The organism is Pseudomonas tehranensis (assembly GCF_014268615.1).
Lineage (GTDB): Bacteria > Pseudomonadota > Gammaproteobacteria > Pseudomonadales > Pseudomonadaceae > Aquipseudomonas > Aquipseudomonas tehranensis.
Genome location: NZ_JABWQV010000024.1, coordinates 20,565 through 41,111, shown reverse-complemented (window position 1 = coordinate 41,111; position 20,547 = coordinate 20,565). Strand labels below are relative to the sequence as shown.

Here is a 20,547-nt window from a genome sequence, read left to right as displayed (position 1 = left end):
CCCAGCGGGAGCAAGCTCCCTCGCCACAGGCTGGTATTACAACGCGATCGGCGCCCGCTCGCACAGGGTGCTCAACGCCTGCGCCCACTGCGCATCATCATTGAGACACGGCACCAGCACTAACTCCTCCCCGCCCGCCTCACGAAATTGCTCGCGCCCGCGATCACCGATTTCTTCCAGGGTTTCGATGCAGTCGGCCACGAACGCCGGGCACATCACCAATACTTTTTTCACGCCACTTTTAGCCAGTTCATCCAGACGCGCTTCGGTGTAGGGTTCGATCCACTTGGCGCGCCCCAGTCGCGACTGGAACGACACCGACCACTGCCCATCCTTGAGTCCCATGCGCTGGGCGAACAGGTCGGCGGTGCGAATGCATTGTGCGCGGTAACACGTCGCCATGACCTCAGGCGGCGCATTTTTGCAGCAGTCGGCGTCCTTGAAGCAATGGAAACCCGTGGGGTCGAGCTTGGTCAGGTGCCGCTCCGGCAAGCCATGGAAGCTCAACAGCAGATGGTCGTAATCCTGCATCAGATACGGCTTGGCGCTGGCAACCAGGGCGTCGAGGTATTCCGGCTGATCGTAGAACGGCTGGAGAATCGAGAACTGCACATCAAGCTTCTTCTCGCGCACCACCCGCTTGGCTTCTTCGATCACCGTGGTGACCGTGCTGTCGGCAAATTGCGGATACAACGGCGCCAACGTGATCTTCTTGTGACCCTGGCTTGCCAGGCGCACCAGGGTCGACTCAATGGACGGCTCGCCATAACGCATCGCCAACTCAACCGGCCCCTGGGTCCATTGCGCAGTCATGGCTTGTTGCAAGCGACGGCTGAGCACCACCAGCGGCGAGCCTTCGTCCCACCAGATCGACGCATAGGCATGGGCCGATTGCTCGGGGCGCTTGATCAGGATCAGCGATACCAGCAAGCGCCGCACCGGCCACGGCAGGTCGATGACGTAAGGGTCCATCAGAAACTGATTGAGGTAGCGGCGCACATCGGCCACCGAAGTAGAAGCAGGCGAACCCAGATTCACCAGAAGCAACGCGTGATCGGTCATGCAACGTCCTATTTCAAAGGCGGTCCGACAAATCGTCGAGAGCCGCATGCAAATCAGTGAACCGGAAAGTGAAACCCGCCGCCTGTAATCGGGCCGGCGTTGCGCGCTGGCCGCCCAGCAACAACAGTGACAATTCGCCGAGTGCAACCTTCAGCACCAGCTCCGGCATCGGCACCACGGCCGGCCGATGCAACACGCCCCCCAGGGCCTTGGCAAAATCGCGATTACGCACCGGGTTCGGCGCGCAGGCATTATAAGGACCGCTGGCCTCATCGCGGTGTAGAAGAAAATCAATCAGAGCGATTTGATCGGCAATGTGAATCCACGGCATCCACTGCCGGCCATTGCCAATACGCCCGCCCAACCCCACTTTGAACGGCAGCAGCAGCCGCGACAAAAAGCCGCCCTCGGCCGACAGGACCAGACCGGTGCGAACCAGCACCACCCGTATGCCCATGGCCTCGGCGCGCTGCGCGGTCTCCTCCCAGGCAATGCACAACTGACTGGCAAAGTCCTCGCTCACCGGTCCCGAGTCCTCGCTCAGCTCACGCTCGCCACCGTCGCCGTACCACCCCACCGCAGAACCGGAAATCAATACCCCGGGTTTGTGCTCGCAACGCTCCAGCCATGCCAACAACACTTCTGTCAGGGTGATGCGACTGCTCCACAACAACATTTTGCGTTTGTGGCTCCAGGGTCGATCCGCAATCGGCGCCCCCGCGAGGTTGACCACCGCATCCACCGGCTCGGCAATCTCCTCGAGCCTGGCGATACCCCGCACTTGCGCGCCGCAGATCTTCGCCACTTCTTCGGGGCGACGACTCCACACCGTCAAGCGATGGCCCTGCTCCAACCAGTGGCGGCAGAGCTGACGTCCGATCAAACCAGTACCGCCGGTCAGCAATATGTGCATGAAGTGTTCCTCGCATCGCGTTTTACCCAGCCCATTAGTCTATTTTTATAAGCAGGGATTTTTCGTATCAGGCAGGGTCTGTGTTTAACAATAGGTCACCCTGTCAAAACGCGAACGGTAAAACTTATACCAAAAACCCTAATTGTACAGGTTTAAACGACGGCGTAGTCTGTACAGAAAGGTAAACGAGGCCCTCATGACTGTACCTATCGCAATCATCGGCACCGGCATCGCCGGACTTTCAGCCGCCCAGGCCCTGACGGAGGCCGGGCATGTCGTTCAACTCTTCGATAAAAGCCATGGCAGTGGCGGACGCATGTCCAGCAAGCGCAGTGATGCCGGCGCACTGGACATGGGCGCGCAGTATTTCACCGCCCGCGATCGCCGCTTCGTGATGGAAGTCCAGCGCTGGCAAGCCCAGGGCTGGGCGGCGGAATGGACACCTCAGCTTTATCATTTCAAGGATGGGCAACTGAGCCCGTCGCCGGATGAGCAGACTCGCTGGGTCGGCACCCCGCGCATGAGCGCCATCACCCGCGCCCTGCTTGGCGAGTTGCAGGTGCAGTTCTCCTGCCGCATCACCGAGGTGTACCGTGGTCAGGAACATTGGCACTTGCAGGACGCGGAAGGCTTCACCCACGGCCCCTTCGGCCAGGTGGTGATCGCCACGCCCGCGCCCCAGGCCACTGCATTGCTGGCGGCCGTGCCAAAGCTGGCCGCAGTGGCGGCGGGCGTGAAGATGGACCCCACCTGGGCCGTGGCCCTGGCCTTCGAAACAGCGCTGGATACCTCCATGGAAGGCTGCTTCGTCCAGGACAGCCCCCTCGACTGGCTGGCTCGCAACCGCAGCAAACCGGGGCGCGACAGCACGCTCGACACCTGGGTGCTGCACGCCACCAGCGACTGGAGTCGCCAACACATCGACATGGCCAAGGAGGCGGTGATCGAGCACCTGCACGGTGCCTTCGCCGAGTTGCTGCACAGTGCGATGCCTGCTCCCAGCTTCAGCGTGGCCCACCGTTGGCTTTACGCACGCCCCGCAGGCACCCACGAGTGGGGCGCCCTGGCCGATGCCGACCTGGGTATGTATGTCTGTGGCGACTGGTGCCTGTCCGGCCGCGTAGAAGGTGCTTGGCTAAGCGGTCAGGAAGCCGCCCGCCGTCTGCACGCCAGCCTGCAATAAAACCTGCGATCGCGCGTCACCCGCTGCTGTCGAACCAGGCAGCAGCCTGTCTGCGACAAAACCACATCGCCTCCACACGCAAAAGCGGTTGACTTGTGCTCGTTCGGATCTATGATGAAAATATTGTACACAAATGTTATTTTGTACAAGATTTGAAATCAGAGGTCGCCCATGCCCCAGGATGCCGTCGCCAAACCGAAAATCGCTATCAGCGCCTGCCTGATGGGCGCTGAAGTTCGCTTCAACGGCGGACACAAGCAATCGCAGCTATGCAGCCGCACCTTGGTCGAATACTTCGACTTCGTGCCGGTCTGCCCTGAAGTCGCCATTGGCCTGGGCATCCCTCGCGAGCCGATCCGACTGGTGGGCAATCCCGAACGACCCGACGCGGTTGGTACGGTCAGGCACACCCTCAATGTAACCCGGCCATTGGCCGACTACGGACACCAGATGGCCGAGGAACTGGATGACATCTGCGGCTACATCTTCATGCAGAAGTCGCCGTCCTGCGGACTGGAACGGGTCAAGGTCTACGATCACAACAGCGTGCCACAGGACGGCGGCGGACGCGGCATCTATGCCCAGGCGTTTTGCGAGCGCCATCCCGACTTGCCGGTGGAGGAAGACGGGCGCCTGAACGACCCGGTGCTGCGGGAAAATTTCCTGACCCGGGTATTTGCCTACGCGGCGTGGCAACCGCTACGCCGCCAAGGCCTGACACGCCATGACCTGATCCACTTCCACTCGCGCTACAAATATCTGTTGATGGCCCATAACCCGGTGCAATACAAGGCCTTGGGCAATCTGCTGGGTAATATGGGCAAGGCCGACCCTGACGAACTGGGCGCGCGCTACTTCAGCGCCCTGATGGCTGCCTTGAAGAAATGCGCCACCCGGCGCACTCACACCAATGTGCTGCAACACCTGAGCGGTTACCTCAAACGCGCCATCAACGCTGGGGACAAACAGGAAGTGCAGCACCTCATCGGGCAATACCGCCTCGGCATCGTACCGTTGGTGGTGCCACTGACCTTGCTCAAGCATCACTTGCGCCTGCATCCCGATCCCTATTTGGCGCAGCAGGTCTACCTGCAGCCGCACCCGGAAAACCTCAGTCTGCGAAATGCCATTTAATGAAAAGCGAACCTGATTCCAGCGCCAGCGAAGACCTGGGGGCCGACTTCGCCCAAGCCCTGGCGCAGGGCTGGCTGCCCATACGCGAAGTCGCCCGCCAAACCGGCGTCAATGCCGTCACGCTAAGAGCCTGGGAGCGCCGCTACGGCCTGATCGTGCCGCACCGTACACCCAAGGGCCACCGGCTGTTCAACGCCGAACATGTGCAACGCATTTTGAGCATCCTCACCTGGATTGATCGCGGGGTGGCGGTGAGCAAGATAAAACCGCTGCTCGACACGCCGCAGCCACCCAGCGAACCGTTGGAAAACGATTGGCAGCGCCAGCGCCACGCCCTGGTGCTGGCAGTCACGCAACTGGCCGAGCGTCAGGTCGATGACTTGGTCAACCAGGCCATGGCGCTTTATCCACCCTGGACGGTGTGCGAACAGTTGCTGCTGCCGTTGCTGGCCGAGCTGCAATTGCGCTGGCAAGGTCAGTTCGGTGCGCAGTTGGAGCGGGTGTTTTTATACTCCTGGCTGCGCAGCAAATTCGGCAGTCGGATCTACCACAACAATCGTCAGTTGCGCGGTGCGCCATTGCTTCTGGTCAACCATTCGGACCTGCCCCTGGAGCCCCAATTGTGGCTTAGCGCCTGGCTGGCCAGCAGCGCCGATTGCCCCGTGGAAGTGTTCGATGGGCCGATACCTGCAGGCGAACTGGCCTTGGCCGTCGAACGCCTCAAAGCCCGCGGGGTGCTGCTGTATTCCAGTAACGCGCTGAACCTGTCCCAACTGCCCAAGCTGATCAGTGGGGTGGATTGCCCGATCATCATCGCCGGTCCGGCCGCATCGATCCATCACGCTCGGTTATCCACAGGCATCTCGACCGATAACCTGACGTGGGCCGAAGATCCGTTATCGGCTTACCGCGAACTGAGTCGCAGAGAACTTATTTGAATGAAAAACCCCACGCAACTGATCTGGCTGCGCAGCGACCTGCGCCTGCACGACAACACCGCCCTCGCCACCGCAGCAGCCCGTGGGCCATGTGTGGCGGTGTACCTGCCGAGCCCGGAACAATGGCGGGCCCATGACGATGCGCCATGCAAGATCGATTTTTGGCTGCGTAACCTCACCTCGTTGAGCACTGCCCTGGGGGCGTTGAACATCCCGCTGCTGATCCGCCACGCTACGCGCTGGGATCAGGCACCGCAGATTCTGCTCTCGCTGTGTCGCGAACTGAAAATCGACGCCGTCCATGTCAATGAAGAATACGGCTTGAACGAAACCCACCGAGATGCCGAAGTTGCCCGGACGTTACAGGGCCAGGGCATCGAATTTCATAGCCATCTCGACCAGTTGCTGTTCAAGCCCGGCAGTGTGCTGACCAAAACCGGCACCTATTTCCAGGTGTTCAGCCAGTTCCGCAAGGTCTGTTACAACCGCTTGCACGTGTCCCTGCCAAGCCTGGTCGCCAAACCGGCCCGGCAGGCACCCACCGGCATTGTCAGCGACCCGGTGCCCACGCAAGTCGAAGGCTTCTCGCCAGCGAGTGAAGCGCTACGCGCCCTCTGGCCAGCCGGTGAAAACGAAGCCCAGCGGCGCCTGGACACCTTCGCTGAGCAACACCTCGATGATTACCAGAGCGAACGCGACTTTCCCGCCAGGCCTGGCACCAGCCAGCTCTCGGCGTATCTGGTGGCGGGTGTGATCTCGCCCCGCCAATGCCTGCACGCGGCGCTGCAGGCCAACCAGGGTGAATTCGAAAGCGGAAGCGTCGGAGTTGTGACATGGATCAACGAATTGCTCTGGCGTGAGTTCTATAAACACATTCTGGTGGGCTATCCACGTGTGTCTCGCCATCGCGCGTTCCGCCCGGAAACCGAAGCACTGGCCTGGCGCAACGCCCCCGAAGAACTGGAAGCCTGGAAACAGGCACGCACTGGCTTGCCAATCATCGACGCGGCCATGCGCCAATTGCTGGAAACCGGGTGGATGCACAACCGTTTGCGGATGGTGGTGGCAATGTTTCTGACCAAGAACCTGCTGATCGACTGGCGCGAGGGTGAGCGCTTTTTCATGCAACACCTGATCGACGGCGACCTGGCCGCCAACAACGGCGGCTGGCAGTGGAGCGCCTCGACCGGGACGGACGCGGCGCCCTGGTTCCGGATCTTCAACCCCTTGAGTCAATCGGAAAAATTCGACAGCCAGGGATTGTTCATCAAACGCTGGTTACCTGAACTGAACGATCTCGACAAGCAACAGGTCCATAACCCAAACATGCAGGGCGGATTGTTTGGTGTGGCGGATTATCCTCCCGCGATTGTCGACTTGAGTCAGTCCCGGGCGCGCGCACTGCAAGCGTTCAGAAACCTGCCAACCCGACAAGCATGCAATTGATCAGTTGAGCAGTTGGGCGATCAGCGAACATGAAATTACTGACCGCCCGATGCAATTTCAAACCTTCGGCCATACAGTCTTACATCATGCTCGCGCGCGTTACTCGGTCAAAAGGGGTGTGGAATGGGTCTAGAAACTCGAAAACGATACTGGCTGACCGGTGCCGGCAATGGCGTCGGCGCTTCATTGGCAGAAGCAATACTCAAAACCGGTGCATATCTGGCCGTGAGTTCGCGCTCAGTGCAATCGTGTGAAGACCTTTCGGCGCGTTATCCGGGACAAGTACTGGCGGTGCCTGGCAACTTGACCGACAGCCAGACCGTACGCGAGATCGGCGAACAGATTGCCCGGCAGTGGGGCTCGCTGGATACCGTGATTCTCAATGCCGGAACAGCCGAATACATCGACGGCCAACCCGCCGACCCGCTGATCATCGAACACATCGTGCGCAGCAACCTGATGGCGGCCAGCCTCTGCATTCGTACCGCCTTGCCACTGCTGCGCGCAGGCAACCTGTCCCATCTGGTGGGCATTGCCAGCCCGGTGACTTACCTGCCGCCGTCGTATACCGAAGCCGACGGCAAAGGGATGCGTTTTGTGTTCGAGTCGGCTCGCGTCGACCTGGCGGCCGAAGGCATCGACGTGACGCTGGTTCACCCCGGCTTGGACAGCCCTTCGCGCAGCCCCGACGATTGTTTTCCGGCCCCAGTCCAGTGGACGGCCGAAACGGCGGCACATCACGTGCTGACACAACTGGTCGAGCGCCCCCCTGAAGTGGCACTCGCCGTTTCATCCATGACCGCACTCTGGCCGCTACCTTCATCGACCGAGTCGATGCCCACTGACGTCGACTCGCATAAAGCGGGTAACGGGTGCCCGATCAAGGGACAACCCTGAGGGGCCCGGTTGACTTACACTGCGCGCCATGAAAACCATCCCTGTCCATCAAATCCCCCAGCCTGCCGTCACTTGTTCGACGTGCGCGGCGTGCTGTTGCCAGCTGGAAGTGATGCTGATCACTGACACTGGCGTGCCCGAACGCTTTATCGACACGGACGAATGGGGCGGGGAAGTGATGTTGCGGCTCGATGATGGCTGGTGCGCGGCGCTGGATCGCGACAGCATGATGTGCACGATCTACGAAAAGCGTCCGCTGATCTGCCGCGAGTTTGAGATGGGCGCACCGGAATGTATTGAGGAACGCAAAGGGATTGCGACGGCGTATCAGTAGCCAATCAAGGCACTGACTGTGGGAGCGGGCTTGCTCGCGAAAACGTTGGGTCAGGCACGTTCCTATTGACTGACCCACCGCTTTCGCGAGCAAGCCCGCTCTCACAGGACTTAGGTGTTACAGCGGCATCGTGTAGTGCAGCGCGTAACTTTCGACACCGTCGTTGGTCGACTTGATGCCAGCGTTGGAGTAATGAGTGGCGCGAATACCCACTTCATGTCCACCGTTGAAGCGCAGGCCCAGGCCAATGCGATCCTCGAACTGGAAAGCAGTCCCCAGTTGGTTGTTTTCCACTTGGGTGTTCTCGAATAACGCCACACCGATACCCGCTTCGATGTAGGGTCTTACGTTCTGACCGGCAAACTCATACACAAACACGGGCGAGAATGAGAGGCTGTGGTTGCTGGACGCCTCATCCCCTTCCCAGTACGTATAGGCACCACTCCAGTAGCCGGTCAGGCGACCGACGTCACTCTGCCACCAGCTCTTGTCCCAATCGAACTGCATGCCCAAGCGATAGGTCATGGTCGACTCGCCGGTCTGCCCTACCCCAAACTCCACACCTGCCGCTTGTGCGGTGTAAGTGTGCCCCAACAATGCAGCCGCAAGTGCAGCCAAACAGAATAAACGCTTCATTAGAAACATCCTTTTCCGAACAGACTTAGTTAGTTTTGTTACAAACAGACAAAGCTATAGAAATCCGCGTTAAAACAGAAGTTCAGCCCGATTTAGGCATTTTTTATGTTTTTTTACAGACTGAAGCTTCGCACAATGCCAGACGAATTCCATAGCGCGGGTAGGATATTTCTTAAATGTATCGGATCAGCGCTACTCCAGAACCGCGTTTCGCTGGCGGGCCCCGCAGCCAGGAGCCTGCGCTCAGCGAGCAGGCGTTGAAGTTGCCGGGCAACGGCGGCACCGGTGTCGATCAGACTGATGTGCGCGGGGACCATTTGCTTGAGCAATGGTTTGAGGAAGGGATAGTGCGTACAACCCAGGATCAACGTGTCGCAGCCGGCGGCCAGCAGCGGTTCGACATAGCTCAGCAGCAATTGACGCAGCGCCGGACTATCGAGATCGCCGGCTTCAATCAGCTCAACCAGCCCGGGACATGGTTGGGTGATCACCTGCACATCGGTGGCAAAGCGATCCAGTAATGCTGCGAATTTGGCGCTTTGTAATGTGCCGGTGGTCGCCAGCACACCGACAATGCCGCTACGGGTGGCGGCGGCCGCCGGTTTGACCGCCGGCTCCATGCCGACAATGGGCCAGTGGGGATAATCGCGACGCAAATCGGCGACGCCGGCGACCGTCGCGGTATTGCAAGCCACCACCAGCGCCTTGGCGCCTTGATGATGGAGAAAGTCGGCGATGATTGCACACCGCTGCCGGATGAACTCCGGGGTTTTCTCGCCGTAGGGAATATGCCCACAGTCTGCAACGTAGAGCAGTGACTCATTGGGTAACAACCGGCGGATCTCGCCCAGTACCGACAGGCCGCCGACACCCGAATCGAACACACCGACCGGCGCTTCACTCATGCTGGCTGCCACCACAGACGCTGCACCCCGGATCACGCTTGACCCTCAGCTCACGAAAACGGCTGCCCAGGGCGTCGATCAACAGCAGGCGGCCCACCAATGGCTCGCCGAAACCGGCCAACAGTTTCAAGGCTTCAAGGGCTTGCAGACTGCCTACCAACCCCACCAGCGGCCCGAGCACGCCGGCTTCGCTGCAGGTCAATTCGGCTTCACTGCCGTGGCCGTAGAGACAGTGATAGCAGGGGCTTTCCGAGCGGCGCGGATCAAACACGGATAACTGCCCTTCCAGGCGAATTGCCGCACCGCTGACCAGCGGTTTGCCCGCTGCGACACACGCCGCGTTTACCGCTTCGCGGGTGGAGAAATTGTCGGAACAGTCCAGCACCACATCCACCGCCGCGACGGCAGCAGTCAGGCTGTCTTCGTCCATGGCCTGTGGGTGAGGCACCAGCGTGATCTCGGGGTTGAGTGCCGTCAGGCGGCGCATCGCCGAATCGACCTTGCTCAGGCCCACACTGTCGGTGTCGTGGATGATCTGGCGTTGCAGGTTGGTCAGGTCGACCGTGTCGAAATCCGCCAGGTGCAACTCACCGACGCCAGCAGCAGCCAGGTACAGCGCCACCGGAGCGCCGAGTCCGCCGAGGCCGACGATCAATGCACGGCTGTGCTTGAGTCGCAGTTGCCCGTCGATGTCGACGTGCTGCAACAGAATTTGCCGGCTATAACGCAACAGCTCCTGATCGTTCAGCACGGCAGACGCCCCAGGCTGATACGCTCATGCCCGCCCAGGTCCTTGCGGCTGTGGACTTCAGTAAACCCTTGGGTTTGCAGCAGATCACGCACCGCGTCAGCCTGATCGTAACCGTGCTCGAGCATCAACCAGCCACCCGCTTTTAGATGATCGGGGGCCTGGGCGATGATCGTGCGCAAATCATCAAGCCCGTCGTGTCCTGCCACCAGGGCACTGGCCGGCTCGAACCGCACGTCGCCCTCGGCCAGGTGAGGATCGGTCGCGGCTATATAGGGTGGGTTGCTGATGATCAGCTCAAAACGCTCGCCGTCCAAAGCGCTGAACCAGTGGCTGCTCAGTACCGTGACGTTGCGCAGGTCCAGGCGCTGGCGATTGCGTTCAGCCAGGGCCACCGCCTCCAGCACACGGTCGACCGCGGTGACTGTCCAGGCCGGGCGCTCGCTGGCCAATGCCAGGGCAATCGCGCCGCTGCCGGTGCCCAAATCCAGAACCCTGGCCGGTGTGGCCGGCAGCAAGGCCAGCGCGGTTTCCACCAGCAGTTCGGTGTCGGGGCGCGGAATCAAGGTGTGGGGCGCCACTTCCAGGTCGAGGTTCCAGAAGCCTTGCTGCCCGAGGATATAAGCCACTGGTTCGCCAGAACGACGGCGGCGCAGGTATTCAGAGAACAACAACGCCGCTTCGCTTGGCACGATTCGCTCGGGCCAGGTGTGCAGGAAGCTGCGGGACTTGCCCAGTGCCGCGGCCAGCAGCAATTCGGAATCCAGTCGGGACGTGGGCGAATCCGGCAGCTCGGCGGCGCGTAACAAACTGGCGATGATGGTCATATGTTCACCTGTGCTTACTCGCCAATCGCGGCCAACTGGTCGGCCTGGTATTCGGCCAGCAACGGTTCGATGACCGCATCGACGCCGCCGGCGAGAATTTCGTCGAGCGAATACAACGTCAGATTGACGCGATGGTCGGTGACCCGGCCCTGGGCGAAGTTGTAGGTACGAATCCGCTCCGAGCGATCTCCCGAGCCCACCAATAGCTTGCGTTCGCTGGCGATGGCGTTGGCCGCAGCGCTGGTCTGTTGATCGTTGAGCTTGGCCGACAACCAGGACATGGCGCGCGCACGGTTCTTGTGCTGGGAACGTTCTTCCTGGCACTCGACCACAATGCCCGAAGGCAGGTGAGTGATACGGATCGCCGAATCGGTCTTGTTGACGTGTTGACCGCCCGCCCCCGAGGAACGGTAGGTGTCGACCCGCAGGTCCGCCGGGTTGATCTCGATGGCTTCCTGCTCGTCGGGCTCAGGCAAAACCGCCACGGTGCAGGCCGACGTGTGGATACGCCCTTGGGATTCAGTGGCCGGGACACGCTGCACGCGGTGGGCGCCGGATTCGAATTTCAGCTTGCCGTAGACGTTGTCACCTTCGACCCGGGCGATGACTTCTTTATAGCCGCCGTGTTCGCCTTCGTTCTCCGAGAGGATCTCCACCCGCCAACCGCGACGCTCGGCGTAACGCGAATACATGCGGAACAGGTCCCCGGAGAATATCGCCGCCTCGTCGCCGCCGGTGCCGGCACGGATCTCGAGAAACACATTGCGACCGTCATTCGGATCCTTGGGCAACAACATGCGTTGCAGGTTGCTTTCAAGCTCGAGCAACTGCTCCTTGGCTTCACGGACTTCCTCGACCGCCATTTCGCGCATGTCCGGATCGCTGTCCTTGAGCAGCGCCTGAGCGCCTTCAAGGTCGCCCTGCACTTTGAGCAACTGTTTATAGGTGGCGACGATCGGCTCGACTTCGGCGTATTCCTTGGAATACGTGCGGAACTTGTTCTGGTCGGAAATGACCTCACCATCGCCCAGCAAGGCGGTCAGTTCCTCGAAACGATCCTGGAGAATGTCCAGTTTATTGAGCAGTGACGCTTTCATTGCGATTTTTTATCCGAAAAGCTATCCGGTGAACCCTCACCGAGGGCAAAGAGTTCCTGGGCCATGGCCAACGCATCGAGGCGGCCTTCGGCGGTCAGCTTCTTGAGCTGGACACTGGGAGCGTGAAGCAATTTATTGGTCAAGCCACGAGCCAGCTGTACCAGCACCTCATCGGCACTGCCACCGTTTGCCAGCAGGCGCCGGGCCTTCTGCAGCTCTTCGTCGCGCAGGCGTTCGCTCTGCTGACGATAAGCCTTGAGCACGTCCACCGCCGCCAGCTCGCGCAGGCGGACCATGAAATCCTCGGCGCCGATGGTGATCATCTCTTCAGCTGCCTGGGCCGCGCCTTGCCGGCTCTTGAGGTTCTCGGCGACCACTTCGTGCAGGTCGTCGACACTGTAGAGATAAACATCGTCCAGCTCGCCCACTTCCGGCTCGATGTCTCGGGGAACGGCAATGTCCACCATGAAAATCGGTTTGTGCTTGCGCAGCTTCAAGGCGCTTTCCACCGCGCCTTTGCCCAGGATCGGCAACTGGCTGGCGGTGGAGCTGATGACAATGTCACTGTGCACCAGCTCGGCCGGGATGTCCGACAGCAGCACGGCATGGGCGCCGAACTGCTCGGCCAGGGTACTGGCGCGCTCCAGGGTACGGTTGGCGACGACGATACGCTTGACCCCCAGGTCGTGCAGGTGGCGGGCAACCAGGGTGATGGTCTCCCCCGCGCCGATCAGCAGCGCCTGGCTGCGTTGCAGATCGCTGAAAATCTGTTTCGCCAGGCTGACCGCGGCAAATGCCACGGACACCGGGTTTTCGCCGATGGCCGTGTCAGTGCGCACCTGTTTGGCGGCATTGAACGTGGCCTGGAACAGGCGCCCCAGTAGGGGCCCGACCGTGCCGGCTTCGCGGGCCACGGCGTAGGCCGACTTCATCTGGCCGAGAATCTGCGGCTCGCCCAGCACCAGCGAATCGAGCCCGGAGGCAACACGCATCATGTGACGAACGGCCGCATCATCTTCATGCACATAGGCACTGGCGCGCAGCTCTTCAAGACTCAGATCGTGATATTCGGCCAGCCAGCGCAGCACGGTATCGGCCGAAATGTGATCCTGCTCTATATAAAGCTCGCTGCGATTGCAGGTGGAGAGGATGGCAGCCTCGCGGCTCTCGGTGAGTCGGCAAAGCTGCTGCAGGGCCTCAACCAGTTGCTCAGGCGTAAAGGCCACGCGCTCGCGGACGTCTACGGAAGCAGTCTTGTGGTTAATACCAAGTGCAAGGAAGGCCATTCAAGGTCGCTGATAGTGACGTGAAGCCGGCAATTGTCCTACTTCGCCAGATTCAGAACAACCACTCGATATCTATCGCCCTGCCCCGTGCCGTAAATCGACGGGCCGGTTATGTTTGACCGAAGGCTTGTGTCATGATGATCCGACCGCAGGTTAGTCGTCCTTTTCCTATATGAATAGATCTTCCGCGTTGCTCCTCGCTTTTGCCTTGCTCGGCGGCTGTCAGTCCATGGCCCCCGTGTCGACAGACGGTACGCCGCCGGTCGAAGACAGCACCCAGGCCCCTGAAAAGCCCAAGGTCTACAGCTCATTCAGCGAAGAAACCATTTTCAGCCTGTTGAGCGCCGAACTGGCAGGCCAGCGCAATCGTTTCGACATTGCGCTGGACAACTATGTCACCCAGGCCATCAACACGCAGGACCCGGGCATTTCCGAGCGGGCGTTTCGCATTGCCGAATACCTGGGTGCCGACCAGCCCGCCCTGGATACCGCACTGATCTGGGCCAAAAACGCCCCGCAAGACCTCGAAGCGCAACGCGCCGCCGCAGTGCAACTGGCGCGGGCCGGACGCTACGACGACTCCATGGTGTATATGGAGAAAGTCCTGCTGGGCAAGGGCGACACCCATTTCGACTTCCTTGCGCTATCAGCGGCCGATACTGACCAGGAAACCCGCGACGGCCTGACTAAAAGCTTCGATCGACTGCTGCAGCGCCATCCCGATAACGGTCAGCTGATTTTCGGCAAGGCCCTGCTGCTACAGCAGGATGGTGACATCCAGGGCGCCCTCACCCTGCTGGAAGACAACCCGCCGCAAGCGGGCGAAGTGGCGCCGATTCTGCTACGCGCTCGCTTGCTGCAAGGCGCGAACCGCGGCGACGAAGCCCTGCCGTTGCTGGAAAAAGGCATCAGGCAATACCCGGACGACAAGCGCCTGCGTCTCACCTACGCGCGCATGCTGGTGGAAAACGACCGCATGGACGACGCCAAGGTGGAGTTTTCCAGCCTGGTCCAGCAGTACCCTGAAGACGATGAATTGCGCTATTCCCTGGCATTGGTATGCCTGGAAGCCAAAGCGTGGGAAGAAGCCAAGGGTCACCTGGAAGACCTGATTGCGCGGGGAACGCATGTCGACTCCGCCCACTTGAACCTGGGCCGCATCGCGGAAGAACGCAACGACCCCGAGAGCGCACTGCTCGAGTACGCCCAGGTCGGCCCAGGCAACGATTATCTGCCGGCCCAGTTGCGCCAGGCCGATATCCTGATGAACAACGGCAAAACGGCCGAGGCCCAGAGTCGCCTCGCCGTGCAGCGGGACACCCAGCCGGACTACGGCATCCAGTTGTATCTGATCGAGGCAGAAACCCTATCGGCCAATAATCAGGGCGACAAAGCCTGGACCGTGCTCGATCGGGCGTTGAAGCAGTACCCGGACGACCTGAACCTGTTGTATACCCGCGCCATGCTGGCGGAAAAACGCAATGACCTGGCACAGATGGAGAAAGACCTGCGCCTGATCATCCAGCGCGATCCCAACAATGCCATGGCCCTCAATGCCCTGGGATACACCTTGTCCGATCGCACCACCCGATACGCCGAAGCCAAGGTGCTGATCGAACAGGCCCACCAGCTCAACCCGGAAGACCCGGCGGTGCTCGACAGTCTTGGCTGGGTGCATTTCCGCCTGGGCAACCTCGACGAGGCCGAACGCCTGCTGCGCCAGGCCCTGGAGCGCTTTCCCGACCAGGAAGTCGCCGCGCACCTGGGCGAAGTCCTGTGGGCCAACGGCAAACAGCGCGAAGCCCGGCAGATCTGGAGCAAATTCCTCAAGGAACAGCCCGACAGCCCCATCCTGCGCAGCACCATCAAACGCCTGACCGGATCAGAGACCCTTTAAAATTATGTTTTTGCGCCACTTCATCGTTTTCAGCTTTATCGCCCTGCTCGCCGGTTGCGCCGGCTTCGGCTCCCGAGAATCCGTCCAGGGCCACGGCAACACGGCCCAATGGCGAGAGCACAAGGAACAACTGAGCGGTCTCGACGGCTGGCAAATCGACGGCAAGATCGGCATACGCGCACCGAAAGACTCGGGCAGCGGCACGCTGTTCTGGCTGCAACGCCAGGACTACTACGACATTCGCCTGTCCGGCCCGCTGGGACGTGGCGCGGCGCGCCTGACCGGCCGCCCAGGCCAGGTTTCGCTGGAAGTGGCCAATCAGGGTCGCTACGAGTCACCCTCGCCGGAAGCCTTGCTGGAAGAACAACTGGGCTGGAAGCTGCCCGTATCCCATCTGACCTGGTGGGTTCGGGGCCTGCCGGCACCGGACAGCAAAAGCCGCCTGACCCTCGATGCCGACAGTCGCCTGTCCAACCTGGAGCAGGACGACTGGCAGATCGAATACTTAAGTTATGCCCAGCAAAACGGTTACTGGCTGCCCGAGCGCATCAAACTGCATGGCAGCAACCTGGACGTCACGCTGGTGATCAAGCAATGGCAGCCGCGCAAGCTGGGGCAATGACATGACCGCTGCACGCCTGACCCTGCCCTCCCCGGCCAAGCTCAACCTGATGTTGCACATCCTGGGCCGTCGCCCGGATGGTTATCACGAGCTGCAAACGATTTTTCAGTTTCTCGACTACGGCGATGAAATCACCTTTGCCGTGCGTGACGACGGTGTGATTCATCTGCACACCGAATTCGAAGGCGTTCCTCACGACAGCAACCTGATCGTCAAAGCCGCGAAAAAACTTCAGGAGCAATCCGGGTGTTCGCTGGGCATTGATATCTGGATCGAAAAAATCCTGCCCATGGGCGGCGGCATCGGCGGCGGCAGCTCAAACGCGGCGACGACTTTGCTGGGGCTCAACCATCTGTGGCAGCTGGGTTGGGACGCCGATCGCCTGGCCGCATTGGGCCTGACGCTGGGCGCCGACGTGCCGGTTTTCGTACGGGGCCACGCGGCTTTTGCCGAGGGCGTCGGGGAAAAACTCACACCGGTAGAGCCCGAGGAACCCTGGTACTTGGTGCTGGTGCCGCAAGTATCTGTAAGTACAGCAGAAATTTTTTCAGATCCACTGTTGACACGTAACTCTCCTCCCATTAAAGTGCGCCCCGTTCCCAAGGGAAACAGTCGAAATGACTGCTTACCGGTGGTAGCAAGGCGTTATCCAGATGTACGTAACGCTTTGAATTTGTTAGGTAAATTTACCGAAGCAAAACTCACCGGAACTGGAAGTTGTGTGTTTGGGGGCTTCCCAAGCAAAGCTGAAGCTGATAAAGTCTCGGCCCTTCTGACAGAGACCCTTACAGGGTTTGTAGCGAAAGGAAGCAACGTTTCGATGTTGCATCGCAAGCTGCAAAGTCTGCTCTAAAAGGAATCGAGTGCTGGGCACTCGCAGCAACAAATACAGGGGCGTCGCCAAGCGGTAAGGCAGCAGGTTTTGATCCTGCCATGCGTTGGTTCGAATCCAGCCGCCCCTGCCATTTTCCTATACTCATCCAGGTATACCCTCAGCCTTCAGGTACTGCGCGTGTCCAAGATGATGGTCTTTACGGGGAACGCTAACCCCGATCTGGCTCGGCGTGTTGTACGTCAGCTGCATATCCCTCTCGGTGACATCTCTGTCGGTAAGTTTTCCGACGGCGAAATCACTGCCGAGATCAATGAAAACGTTCGCGGTAAAGACGTCTTCATTATTCAGCCGACTTGCGCTCCGACCAACGATAACCTGATGGAACTCGTCGTGATGGCTGATGCCTTCCGTCGCTCCTCAGCTACTCGTATTACTGCTGTTATTCCTTACTTTGGTTATGCCCGTCAGGATCGCCGTCCGCGTTCCGCACGTGTGGCAATCAGCGCGAAAGTCGTGGCTGACATGCTTACCGTAGTCGGCATCGATCGTGTACTCACGGTCGATCTGCATGCTGACCAGATTCAGGGCTTCTTCGATATTCCCGTGGATAACATCTACGGCTCCCCGGTTCTGGTGGATGACATTGAAGATCAGCGCTTCGAAAACCTGATGATCGTGTCCCCGGACATTGGCGGCGTCGTGCGTGCACGGGCCGTTGCCAAATCCCTGGGCGTTGATCTGGGTATCATCGACAAACGCCGTGAGAAAGCCAATCACTCCGAAGTGATGCATATCATCGGCGACGTCGAAGGGCGTACCTGTATTCTGGTCGACGACATGGTCGATACCGCCGGCACCCTGTGCCACGCGGCCAAGGCCCTGAAAGAGCATGGCGCTGCCAAGGTCTTTGCCTACTGCACACACCCTGTGCTGTCGGGCCGAGCGATCGAAAACATTGAAAATTCCGTGCTGGACGAGCTGGTGGTCACTAACACCATCCCGCTGTCCGCTGCAGCACAAGCCTGTGCGCGTATCCGCCAACTGGATATCGCACCGGTTGTTGCCGAGGCGGTTCGCCGCATCAGCAATGAAGAATCGATCAGTGCGATGTTCCGTTAAGGGCCCTGCCCTTTCCATTACATCTCGTTGACGAAAAGCGCCCCGCCCCGACATTACCTGCCGGGGCGGGGCTTTTTTGCCCATATCGCCTTTAGCGCTGGTCGCAAACGCTGGGGCGAATGTGGTTATTTTGGAGATACAACATGAACGATTTTACTCTGAATGCTGAAGTGCGTTCCGACCTGGGGAAAGGTGCGAGCCGCCGCCTGCGTCGTCTCGCAAGCCTGGTTCCAGCTGTAGTCTACGGTGGCGACAAAGCCCCTGAGTCCATCAGCATGCTGGCCAAAGAAGTTGCCAAACTGCTCGAAAACGAAGCGGCCTACAGCCACATCATCGAGCTGAACGTTGGCGGCACCAAGCAAAACGTCGTGATCAAAGCCCTGCAGCGTCACCCGGCCAAAGGCCACGTGATGCACGCTGACTTCGTACGCGTTATTGCCGGTCAGAAGCTGACTGCTGTTGTTCCAGTGCACTTCATCAACGAAGCTGCTCCGGTCAAGAAAGGCGGCGAAATCTCGCACGTGACTTCCGAGCTGGAAGTTTCCTGCCTGCCGAAAGACCTGCCTGAATTCATCGAAGTCGACCTGGCTGACGCCGAAATCGGCACGATCATTCACCTGTCCGACCTCAAGGCTCCTAAAGGCGTTGAGTTTGTTGCCCTGGCGCACGGCGATGACAAGGCTGTTGCCAACGTCCACGCTCCACGTGTTGCTCCAGAAGCGACTGAAGAAGAAGCTGCAGAGTAATTTCACTCTGTCGCCGGAGTGACCGGAAACATCGCGGACTGGAACGTAGCGAGACAGCGGGCGAGAACGCGAAGTTTACTTAACGGTAGATCCGCCATTTTCGTCCCACTGTCGCCACACCGTTTGAGCGCGACGTTGTTATCCACACTCCAGGAAGGGCCCCTATCGTGACTGCCATTAAACTGATCGTTGGCCTGGGAAATCCAGGCGCTGAATACGAACAGACCCGGCATAACGCAGGGGCCCTTTTTGTTGAGCGCATCGCGCACGCACAAGGCGTCAGCCTGGCGGCCGATCGCAAATATTTCGGCCTGACCGGGCGTTTTTCACATCAGGGTCAGGATGTTCGTCTGTTGATTCCCACCACCTACATGAACCGCAGCGGCCAGGCCGTAGCGGCGTTGGCCGGTTTCTTTCGCATCAAACCTGAAGAAATCCTGGTGGCCCACGACGAACTCGATCTGCCTCCGGGCGTCGCCAAACTCAAGCAGGGCGGCGGCCATGGCGGTCACAACGGGTTGCGCGACATCATCGCGCAACTGGGTAATCAGAATACCTTTCACCGCCTGCGGCTCGGCATCGGCCACCCGGGCGTTGCCAGCATGGTTTCAAATTTTGTCCTGGGTCGTGCGCCTCGCGCCGAACAGGAAAAACTCGATGCCAGCATCGACTTTGCCCTCGGCGTGCTGCCGGATATCCTCGCCGGTGAATGGAACCGCGCGATGAAAAACCTGCACAGCCAGAAGGCCTGACTCTACTCCGAGGGGAAACACCATGGGATTCAATTGCGGCATCGTCGGCCTGCCTAACGTCGGCAAGTCCACCCTGTTCAACGCCCTGACCAAGTCCGGTATCGCGGCCGAGAACTTCCCCTTCTGCACCATCGAGCCGAACACCGGCATCGTACCGATGCCCGACCCACGCCTGGATGCCCTGGCGGCCATCGTGATCCCGGAGCGCGTACTGCCGACCACCATGGAGTTCGTCGACATCGCCGGCCTGGTGGCCGGCGCATCGAAAGGTGAAGGCCTGGGCAACAAGTTCCTGGCCAACATCCGCGAAACCGATGCCATCGCCCACGTGGTGCGCTGCTTCGAAGACGAAAACGTGATTCACGTCTCCAACAGCGTCGATCCGAAACGCGATATCGAGATCATCGACCTGGAACTGATCTTTGCCGACCTCGACAGCTGCGAGAAGCAACTGCAAAAAGTCGCTCGCAATGCCAAGGGTGGTGACAAAGACGCCGTAGCCCAGAAAGCCTTGCTCGAGCAGTTGATCGCCCACTTCACCTTAGGCAAGCCGGCACGCAGCCTGATCAAGAACATGGGCGCAGATGAGAAGCAGATCATTCGCGGCTTCCACCTGCTGACCACCAAACCGGTCATGTACATCGCCAACGTGGCCGAAGATGGCTTCGAGAACAACCCGCTGCTGGACGTGGTAAAGGCCATCGCTGAAGAAGAAGGCGCAATGGTCGTACCGGTCTGCAACAAGATCGAAGCGGAAATCGCCGAGCTTGAAGACGGCGAAGAAAAGGACATGTTCTTGGAGGCCCTGGGTCTGGAAGAGCCTGGTCTGAACCGTGTAATCCGTGCGGGCTATGAAATGCTCAACTTGCAGACTTACTTCACCGCTGGCGTAAAAGAAGTCCGCGCCTGGACCGTTCGCGTCGGTGCCACCGCGCCGCAAGCCGCGGCCGTGATCCACACCGACTTCGAAAAAGGTTTCATCCGCGCCGAAGTCATTGCCTACGACGATTTCATCCAGTTCAAGGGCGAAGCCGGCGCCAAGGAAGCCGGTAAATGGCGCCTGGAAGGCAAGGAATACATCGTCAAGGATGGCGACGTGATGCACTTCCGCTTTAACGTCTAACGAATCCCACGGATCTCGACAGATAAAAAAATCCCCGTAATCATTAG

Annotated in this window: 21 protein-coding genes and 1 tRNA gene; 14 read left to right on the top strand and 8 right to left on the bottom strand. The window is 59.8% G+C overall.

The features are described from left to right. Positions 1 to 36: 36 nt before the first annotated feature. Together hemH and HU811_RS07365 are read right to left on the bottom strand one after the other, a co-directional pair. Positions 37 to 1,062, bottom strand: coding sequence for a ferrochelatase (hemH, locus tag HU811_RS07370; RefSeq protein WP_186654979.1), 1,026 nt, complete (start codon positions 1,060 to 1,062; stop codon positions 37 to 39). Positions 1,063 to 1,075: 13 nt separating this feature from the next. Continuing rightward, the gene (locus tag HU811_RS07365; RefSeq protein WP_186654977.1) at positions 1,076 to 1,975 is read right to left on the bottom strand and encodes a TIGR01777 family oxidoreductase; all 900 of its coding nucleotides are present in this window, start codon (positions 1,973 to 1,975) and stop codon (positions 1,076 to 1,078) included. Positions 1,976 to 2,171: 196 nt separating this feature from the next. Between HU811_RS07365 and HU811_RS07360 the strand changes: the two genes are divergently transcribed. The 6 genes from HU811_RS07360 to HU811_RS07335 all read left to right on the top strand — a co-directional run bounded on the left by HU811_RS07360 (position 2,172) and on the right by HU811_RS07335 (position 7,907). Continuing rightward, positions 2,172 to 3,158, top strand: a complete 987-nt coding sequence (locus HU811_RS07360) for an NAD(P)/FAD-dependent oxidoreductase (RefSeq protein WP_186654975.1) — start codon at positions 2,172 to 2,174, stop codon at positions 3,156 to 3,158. A gap of 171 nt (positions 3,159 to 3,329) precedes the next feature. After that, positions 3,330 to 4,292 carry a 2-thiouracil desulfurase family protein gene (locus HU811_RS07355; RefSeq protein ID WP_186654973.1) on the top strand — a complete coding sequence of 321 codons (963 nt, stop codon included), beginning with the start codon at positions 3,330 to 3,332 and terminating at the stop codon, positions 4,290 to 4,292. Then, complete coding sequence (locus tag HU811_RS07350) at positions 4,292 to 5,230, top strand: MerR family transcriptional regulator (protein WP_186654971.1); 939 nt, start codon at positions 4,292 to 4,294, stop codon at positions 5,228 to 5,230. Before HU811_RS07355 ends, HU811_RS07350 begins: the two co-directional genes overlap by 1 nt. Further along, positions 5,231 to 6,676 (top strand): deoxyribodipyrimidine photo-lyase, encoded by a 1,446-nt coding sequence (gene phrB / locus HU811_RS07345; protein ID WP_186654970.1) that lies wholly within the window; start codon positions 5,231 to 5,233, stop codon positions 6,674 to 6,676. A 123-nt stretch (positions 6,677 to 6,799) separates the two neighbouring features. Beyond that, positions 6,800 to 7,573 carry an SDR family oxidoreductase gene (locus HU811_RS07340; protein WP_186654967.1) on the top strand — a complete coding sequence of 258 codons (774 nt, stop codon included), beginning with the start codon at positions 6,800 to 6,802 and terminating at the stop codon, positions 7,571 to 7,573. 28 nt (positions 7,574 to 7,601) lie between these two features. Continuing rightward, positions 7,602 to 7,907, top strand: a complete 306-nt coding sequence (locus HU811_RS07335) for a YkgJ family cysteine cluster protein (RefSeq protein WP_092402501.1) — start codon at positions 7,602 to 7,604, stop codon at positions 7,905 to 7,907. Positions 7,908 to 8,024: 117 nt separating this feature from the next. Here HU811_RS07335 and HU811_RS07330 read toward each other — a convergent pair whose 3' ends face one another. The 6 genes from HU811_RS07330 to hemA all read right to left on the bottom strand — a co-directional run bounded on the left by HU811_RS07330 (position 8,025) and on the right by hemA (position 13,406). After that, positions 8,025 to 8,543 carry an acyloxyacyl hydrolase gene (locus HU811_RS07330; protein ID WP_092402503.1) on the bottom strand — a complete coding sequence of 173 codons (519 nt, stop codon included), beginning with the start codon at positions 8,541 to 8,543 and terminating at the stop codon, positions 8,025 to 8,027. A 113-nt stretch (positions 8,544 to 8,656) separates the two neighbouring features. Further along, entirely contained in the window at positions 8,657 to 9,448 is a 792-nt protein-coding gene (gene murI / locus HU811_RS07325) for a glutamate racemase (RefSeq protein ID WP_186654965.1), read from the bottom strand. Next, positions 9,441 to 10,199: a molybdopterin-synthase adenylyltransferase MoeB gene (locus HU811_RS07320; RefSeq protein WP_186654962.1), complete on the bottom strand. Its 759-nt coding sequence runs from the start codon at positions 10,197 to 10,199 to the stop codon at positions 9,441 to 9,443. Before HU811_RS07320 ends, murI begins: the two co-directional genes overlap by 8 nt. Continuing rightward, positions 10,193 to 11,023: a peptide chain release factor N(5)-glutamine methyltransferase gene (gene prmC / locus HU811_RS07315; protein WP_186654960.1), complete on the bottom strand. Its 831-nt coding sequence runs from the start codon at positions 11,021 to 11,023 to the stop codon at positions 10,193 to 10,195. Before prmC ends, HU811_RS07320 begins: the two co-directional genes overlap by 7 nt. Before the next feature lie 14 nt (positions 11,024 to 11,037). Beyond that, the gene (gene prfA, locus HU811_RS07310; RefSeq protein ID WP_047229398.1) at positions 11,038 to 12,120 is read right to left on the bottom strand and encodes a peptide chain release factor 1; all 1,083 of its coding nucleotides are present in this window, start codon (positions 12,118 to 12,120) and stop codon (positions 11,038 to 11,040) included. Then, entirely contained in the window at positions 12,117 to 13,406 is a 1,290-nt protein-coding gene (gene hemA / locus HU811_RS07305; protein WP_092453938.1) for a glutamyl-tRNA reductase, read from the bottom strand. The genes prfA and hemA overlap by 4 nt, the downstream gene beginning before the upstream one ends. A 172-nt stretch (positions 13,407 to 13,578) precedes the next feature. On the opposite strand from hemA, the gene HU811_RS07300 reads away from it, so the two are divergent. From HU811_RS07300 to ychF, 8 genes are all read left to right on the top strand, one after another. Continuing rightward, on the top strand, positions 13,579 to 15,303 hold the full coding sequence (locus HU811_RS07300; protein ID WP_186654958.1) for a tetratricopeptide repeat protein: 1,725 nt from the start codon (positions 13,579 to 13,581) through the stop codon (positions 15,301 to 15,303). Between the two features lie 4 nt (positions 15,304 to 15,307). Next, positions 15,308 to 15,925, top strand: coding sequence for a lipoprotein insertase outer membrane protein LolB (gene lolB / locus HU811_RS07295; RefSeq protein WP_186654956.1), 618 nt, complete (start codon positions 15,308 to 15,310; stop codon positions 15,923 to 15,925). 1 nt (position 15,926) lies between these two features. After that, on the top strand, positions 15,927 to 16,778 hold the full coding sequence (gene ispE, locus HU811_RS07290) for a 4-(cytidine 5'-diphospho)-2-C-methyl-D-erythritol kinase (protein ID WP_047229394.1): 852 nt from the start codon (positions 15,927 to 15,929) through the stop codon (positions 16,776 to 16,778). A 37-nt stretch (positions 16,779 to 16,815) separates the two neighbouring features. Further along, positions 16,816 to 16,890: transfer RNA gene (locus HU811_RS07285), tRNA-Gln, on the top strand. Between the two features lie 47 nt (positions 16,891 to 16,937). Further along, complete coding sequence (locus tag HU811_RS07280; protein ID WP_003171603.1) at positions 16,938 to 17,879, top strand: ribose-phosphate pyrophosphokinase; 942 nt, start codon at positions 16,938 to 16,940, stop codon at positions 17,877 to 17,879. A 143-nt stretch (positions 17,880 to 18,022) separates the two neighbouring features. Beyond that, positions 18,023 to 18,625 carry a 50S ribosomal protein L25/general stress protein Ctc gene (locus HU811_RS07275; protein ID WP_092453932.1) on the top strand — a complete coding sequence of 201 codons (603 nt, stop codon included), beginning with the start codon at positions 18,023 to 18,025 and terminating at the stop codon, positions 18,623 to 18,625. A 167-nt stretch (positions 18,626 to 18,792) separates the two neighbouring features. Beyond that, the gene (gene pth, locus HU811_RS07270) at positions 18,793 to 19,377 is read left to right on the top strand and encodes an aminoacyl-tRNA hydrolase (RefSeq protein WP_003185374.1); all 585 of its coding nucleotides are present in this window, start codon (positions 18,793 to 18,795) and stop codon (positions 19,375 to 19,377) included. A gap of 22 nt (positions 19,378 to 19,399) precedes the next feature. Next, on the top strand, positions 19,400 to 20,500 hold the full coding sequence (gene ychF / locus HU811_RS07265) for a redox-regulated ATPase YchF (RefSeq protein WP_092402520.1): 1,101 nt from the start codon (positions 19,400 to 19,402) through the stop codon (positions 20,498 to 20,500). The last annotated feature ends 47 nt before the right edge of the window (positions 20,501 to 20,547 follow it).

Excerpts from the sequence above, each read along its gene's own strand:
- murI (WP_186654965.1), bottom strand. The coding sequence starts at position 9,448 with ATGAGTGAAGCGCCGGTCGGTGTGTTCGATTCGGGTGTCGGCGGCCTG.
- HU811_RS07275 (WP_092453932.1), top strand. The coding sequence starts at position 18,023 with ATGAACGATTTTACTCTGAATGCTGAAGTGCGTTCCGACCTGGGGAAA.
- lolB (WP_186654956.1), top strand. The coding sequence starts at position 15,308 with ATGTTTTTGCGCCACTTCATCGTTTTCAGCTTTATCGCCCTGCTCGCC.
- HU811_RS07360 (WP_186654975.1), top strand. The coding sequence starts at position 2,172 with ATGACTGTACCTATCGCAATCATCGGCACCGGCATCGCCGGACTTTCA.
- HU811_RS07350 (WP_186654971.1), top strand. The coding sequence starts at position 4,292 with ATGAAAAGCGAACCTGATTCCAGCGCCAGCGAAGACCTGGGGGCCGAC.
- prfA (WP_047229398.1), bottom strand. The coding sequence starts at position 12,120 with ATGAAAGCGTCACTGCTCAATAAACTGGACATTCTCCAGGATCGTTTC.
- ychF (WP_092402520.1), top strand. The coding sequence starts at position 19,400 with ATGGGATTCAATTGCGGCATCGTCGGCCTGCCTAACGTCGGCAAGTCC.
- HU811_RS07365 (WP_186654977.1), bottom strand. The coding sequence starts at position 1,975 with ATGCACATATTGCTGACCGGCGGTACTGGTTTGATCGGACGTCAGCTC.
- HU811_RS07355 (WP_186654973.1), top strand. The coding sequence starts at position 3,330 with ATGCCCCAGGATGCCGTCGCCAAACCGAAAATCGCTATCAGCGCCTGC.
- HU811_RS07335 (WP_092402501.1), top strand. The coding sequence starts at position 7,602 with ATGAAAACCATCCCTGTCCATCAAATCCCCCAGCCTGCCGTCACTTGT.
- HU811_RS07330 (WP_092402503.1), bottom strand. The coding sequence starts at position 8,543 with ATGAAGCGTTTATTCTGTTTGGCTGCACTTGCGGCTGCATTGTTGGGG.
- HU811_RS07340 (WP_186654967.1), top strand. The coding sequence starts at position 6,800 with ATGGGTCTAGAAACTCGAAAACGATACTGGCTGACCGGTGCCGGCAAT.
- prmC (WP_186654960.1), bottom strand. The coding sequence starts at position 11,023 with ATGACCATCATCGCCAGTTTGTTACGCGCCGCCGAGCTGCCGGATTCG.
- HU811_RS07300 (WP_186654958.1), top strand. The coding sequence starts at position 13,579 with ATGAATAGATCTTCCGCGTTGCTCCTCGCTTTTGCCTTGCTCGGCGGC.
- phrB (WP_186654970.1), top strand. The coding sequence starts at position 5,231 with ATGAAAAACCCCACGCAACTGATCTGGCTGCGCAGCGACCTGCGCCTG.
- hemA (WP_092453938.1), bottom strand. The coding sequence starts at position 13,406 with ATGGCCTTCCTTGCACTTGGTATTAACCACAAGACTGCTTCCGTAGAC.
- ispE (WP_047229394.1), top strand. The coding sequence starts at position 15,927 with ATGACCGCTGCACGCCTGACCCTGCCCTCCCCGGCCAAGCTCAACCTG.
- hemH (WP_186654979.1), bottom strand. The coding sequence starts at position 1,062 with ATGACCGATCACGCGTTGCTTCTGGTGAATCTGGGTTCGCCTGCTTCT.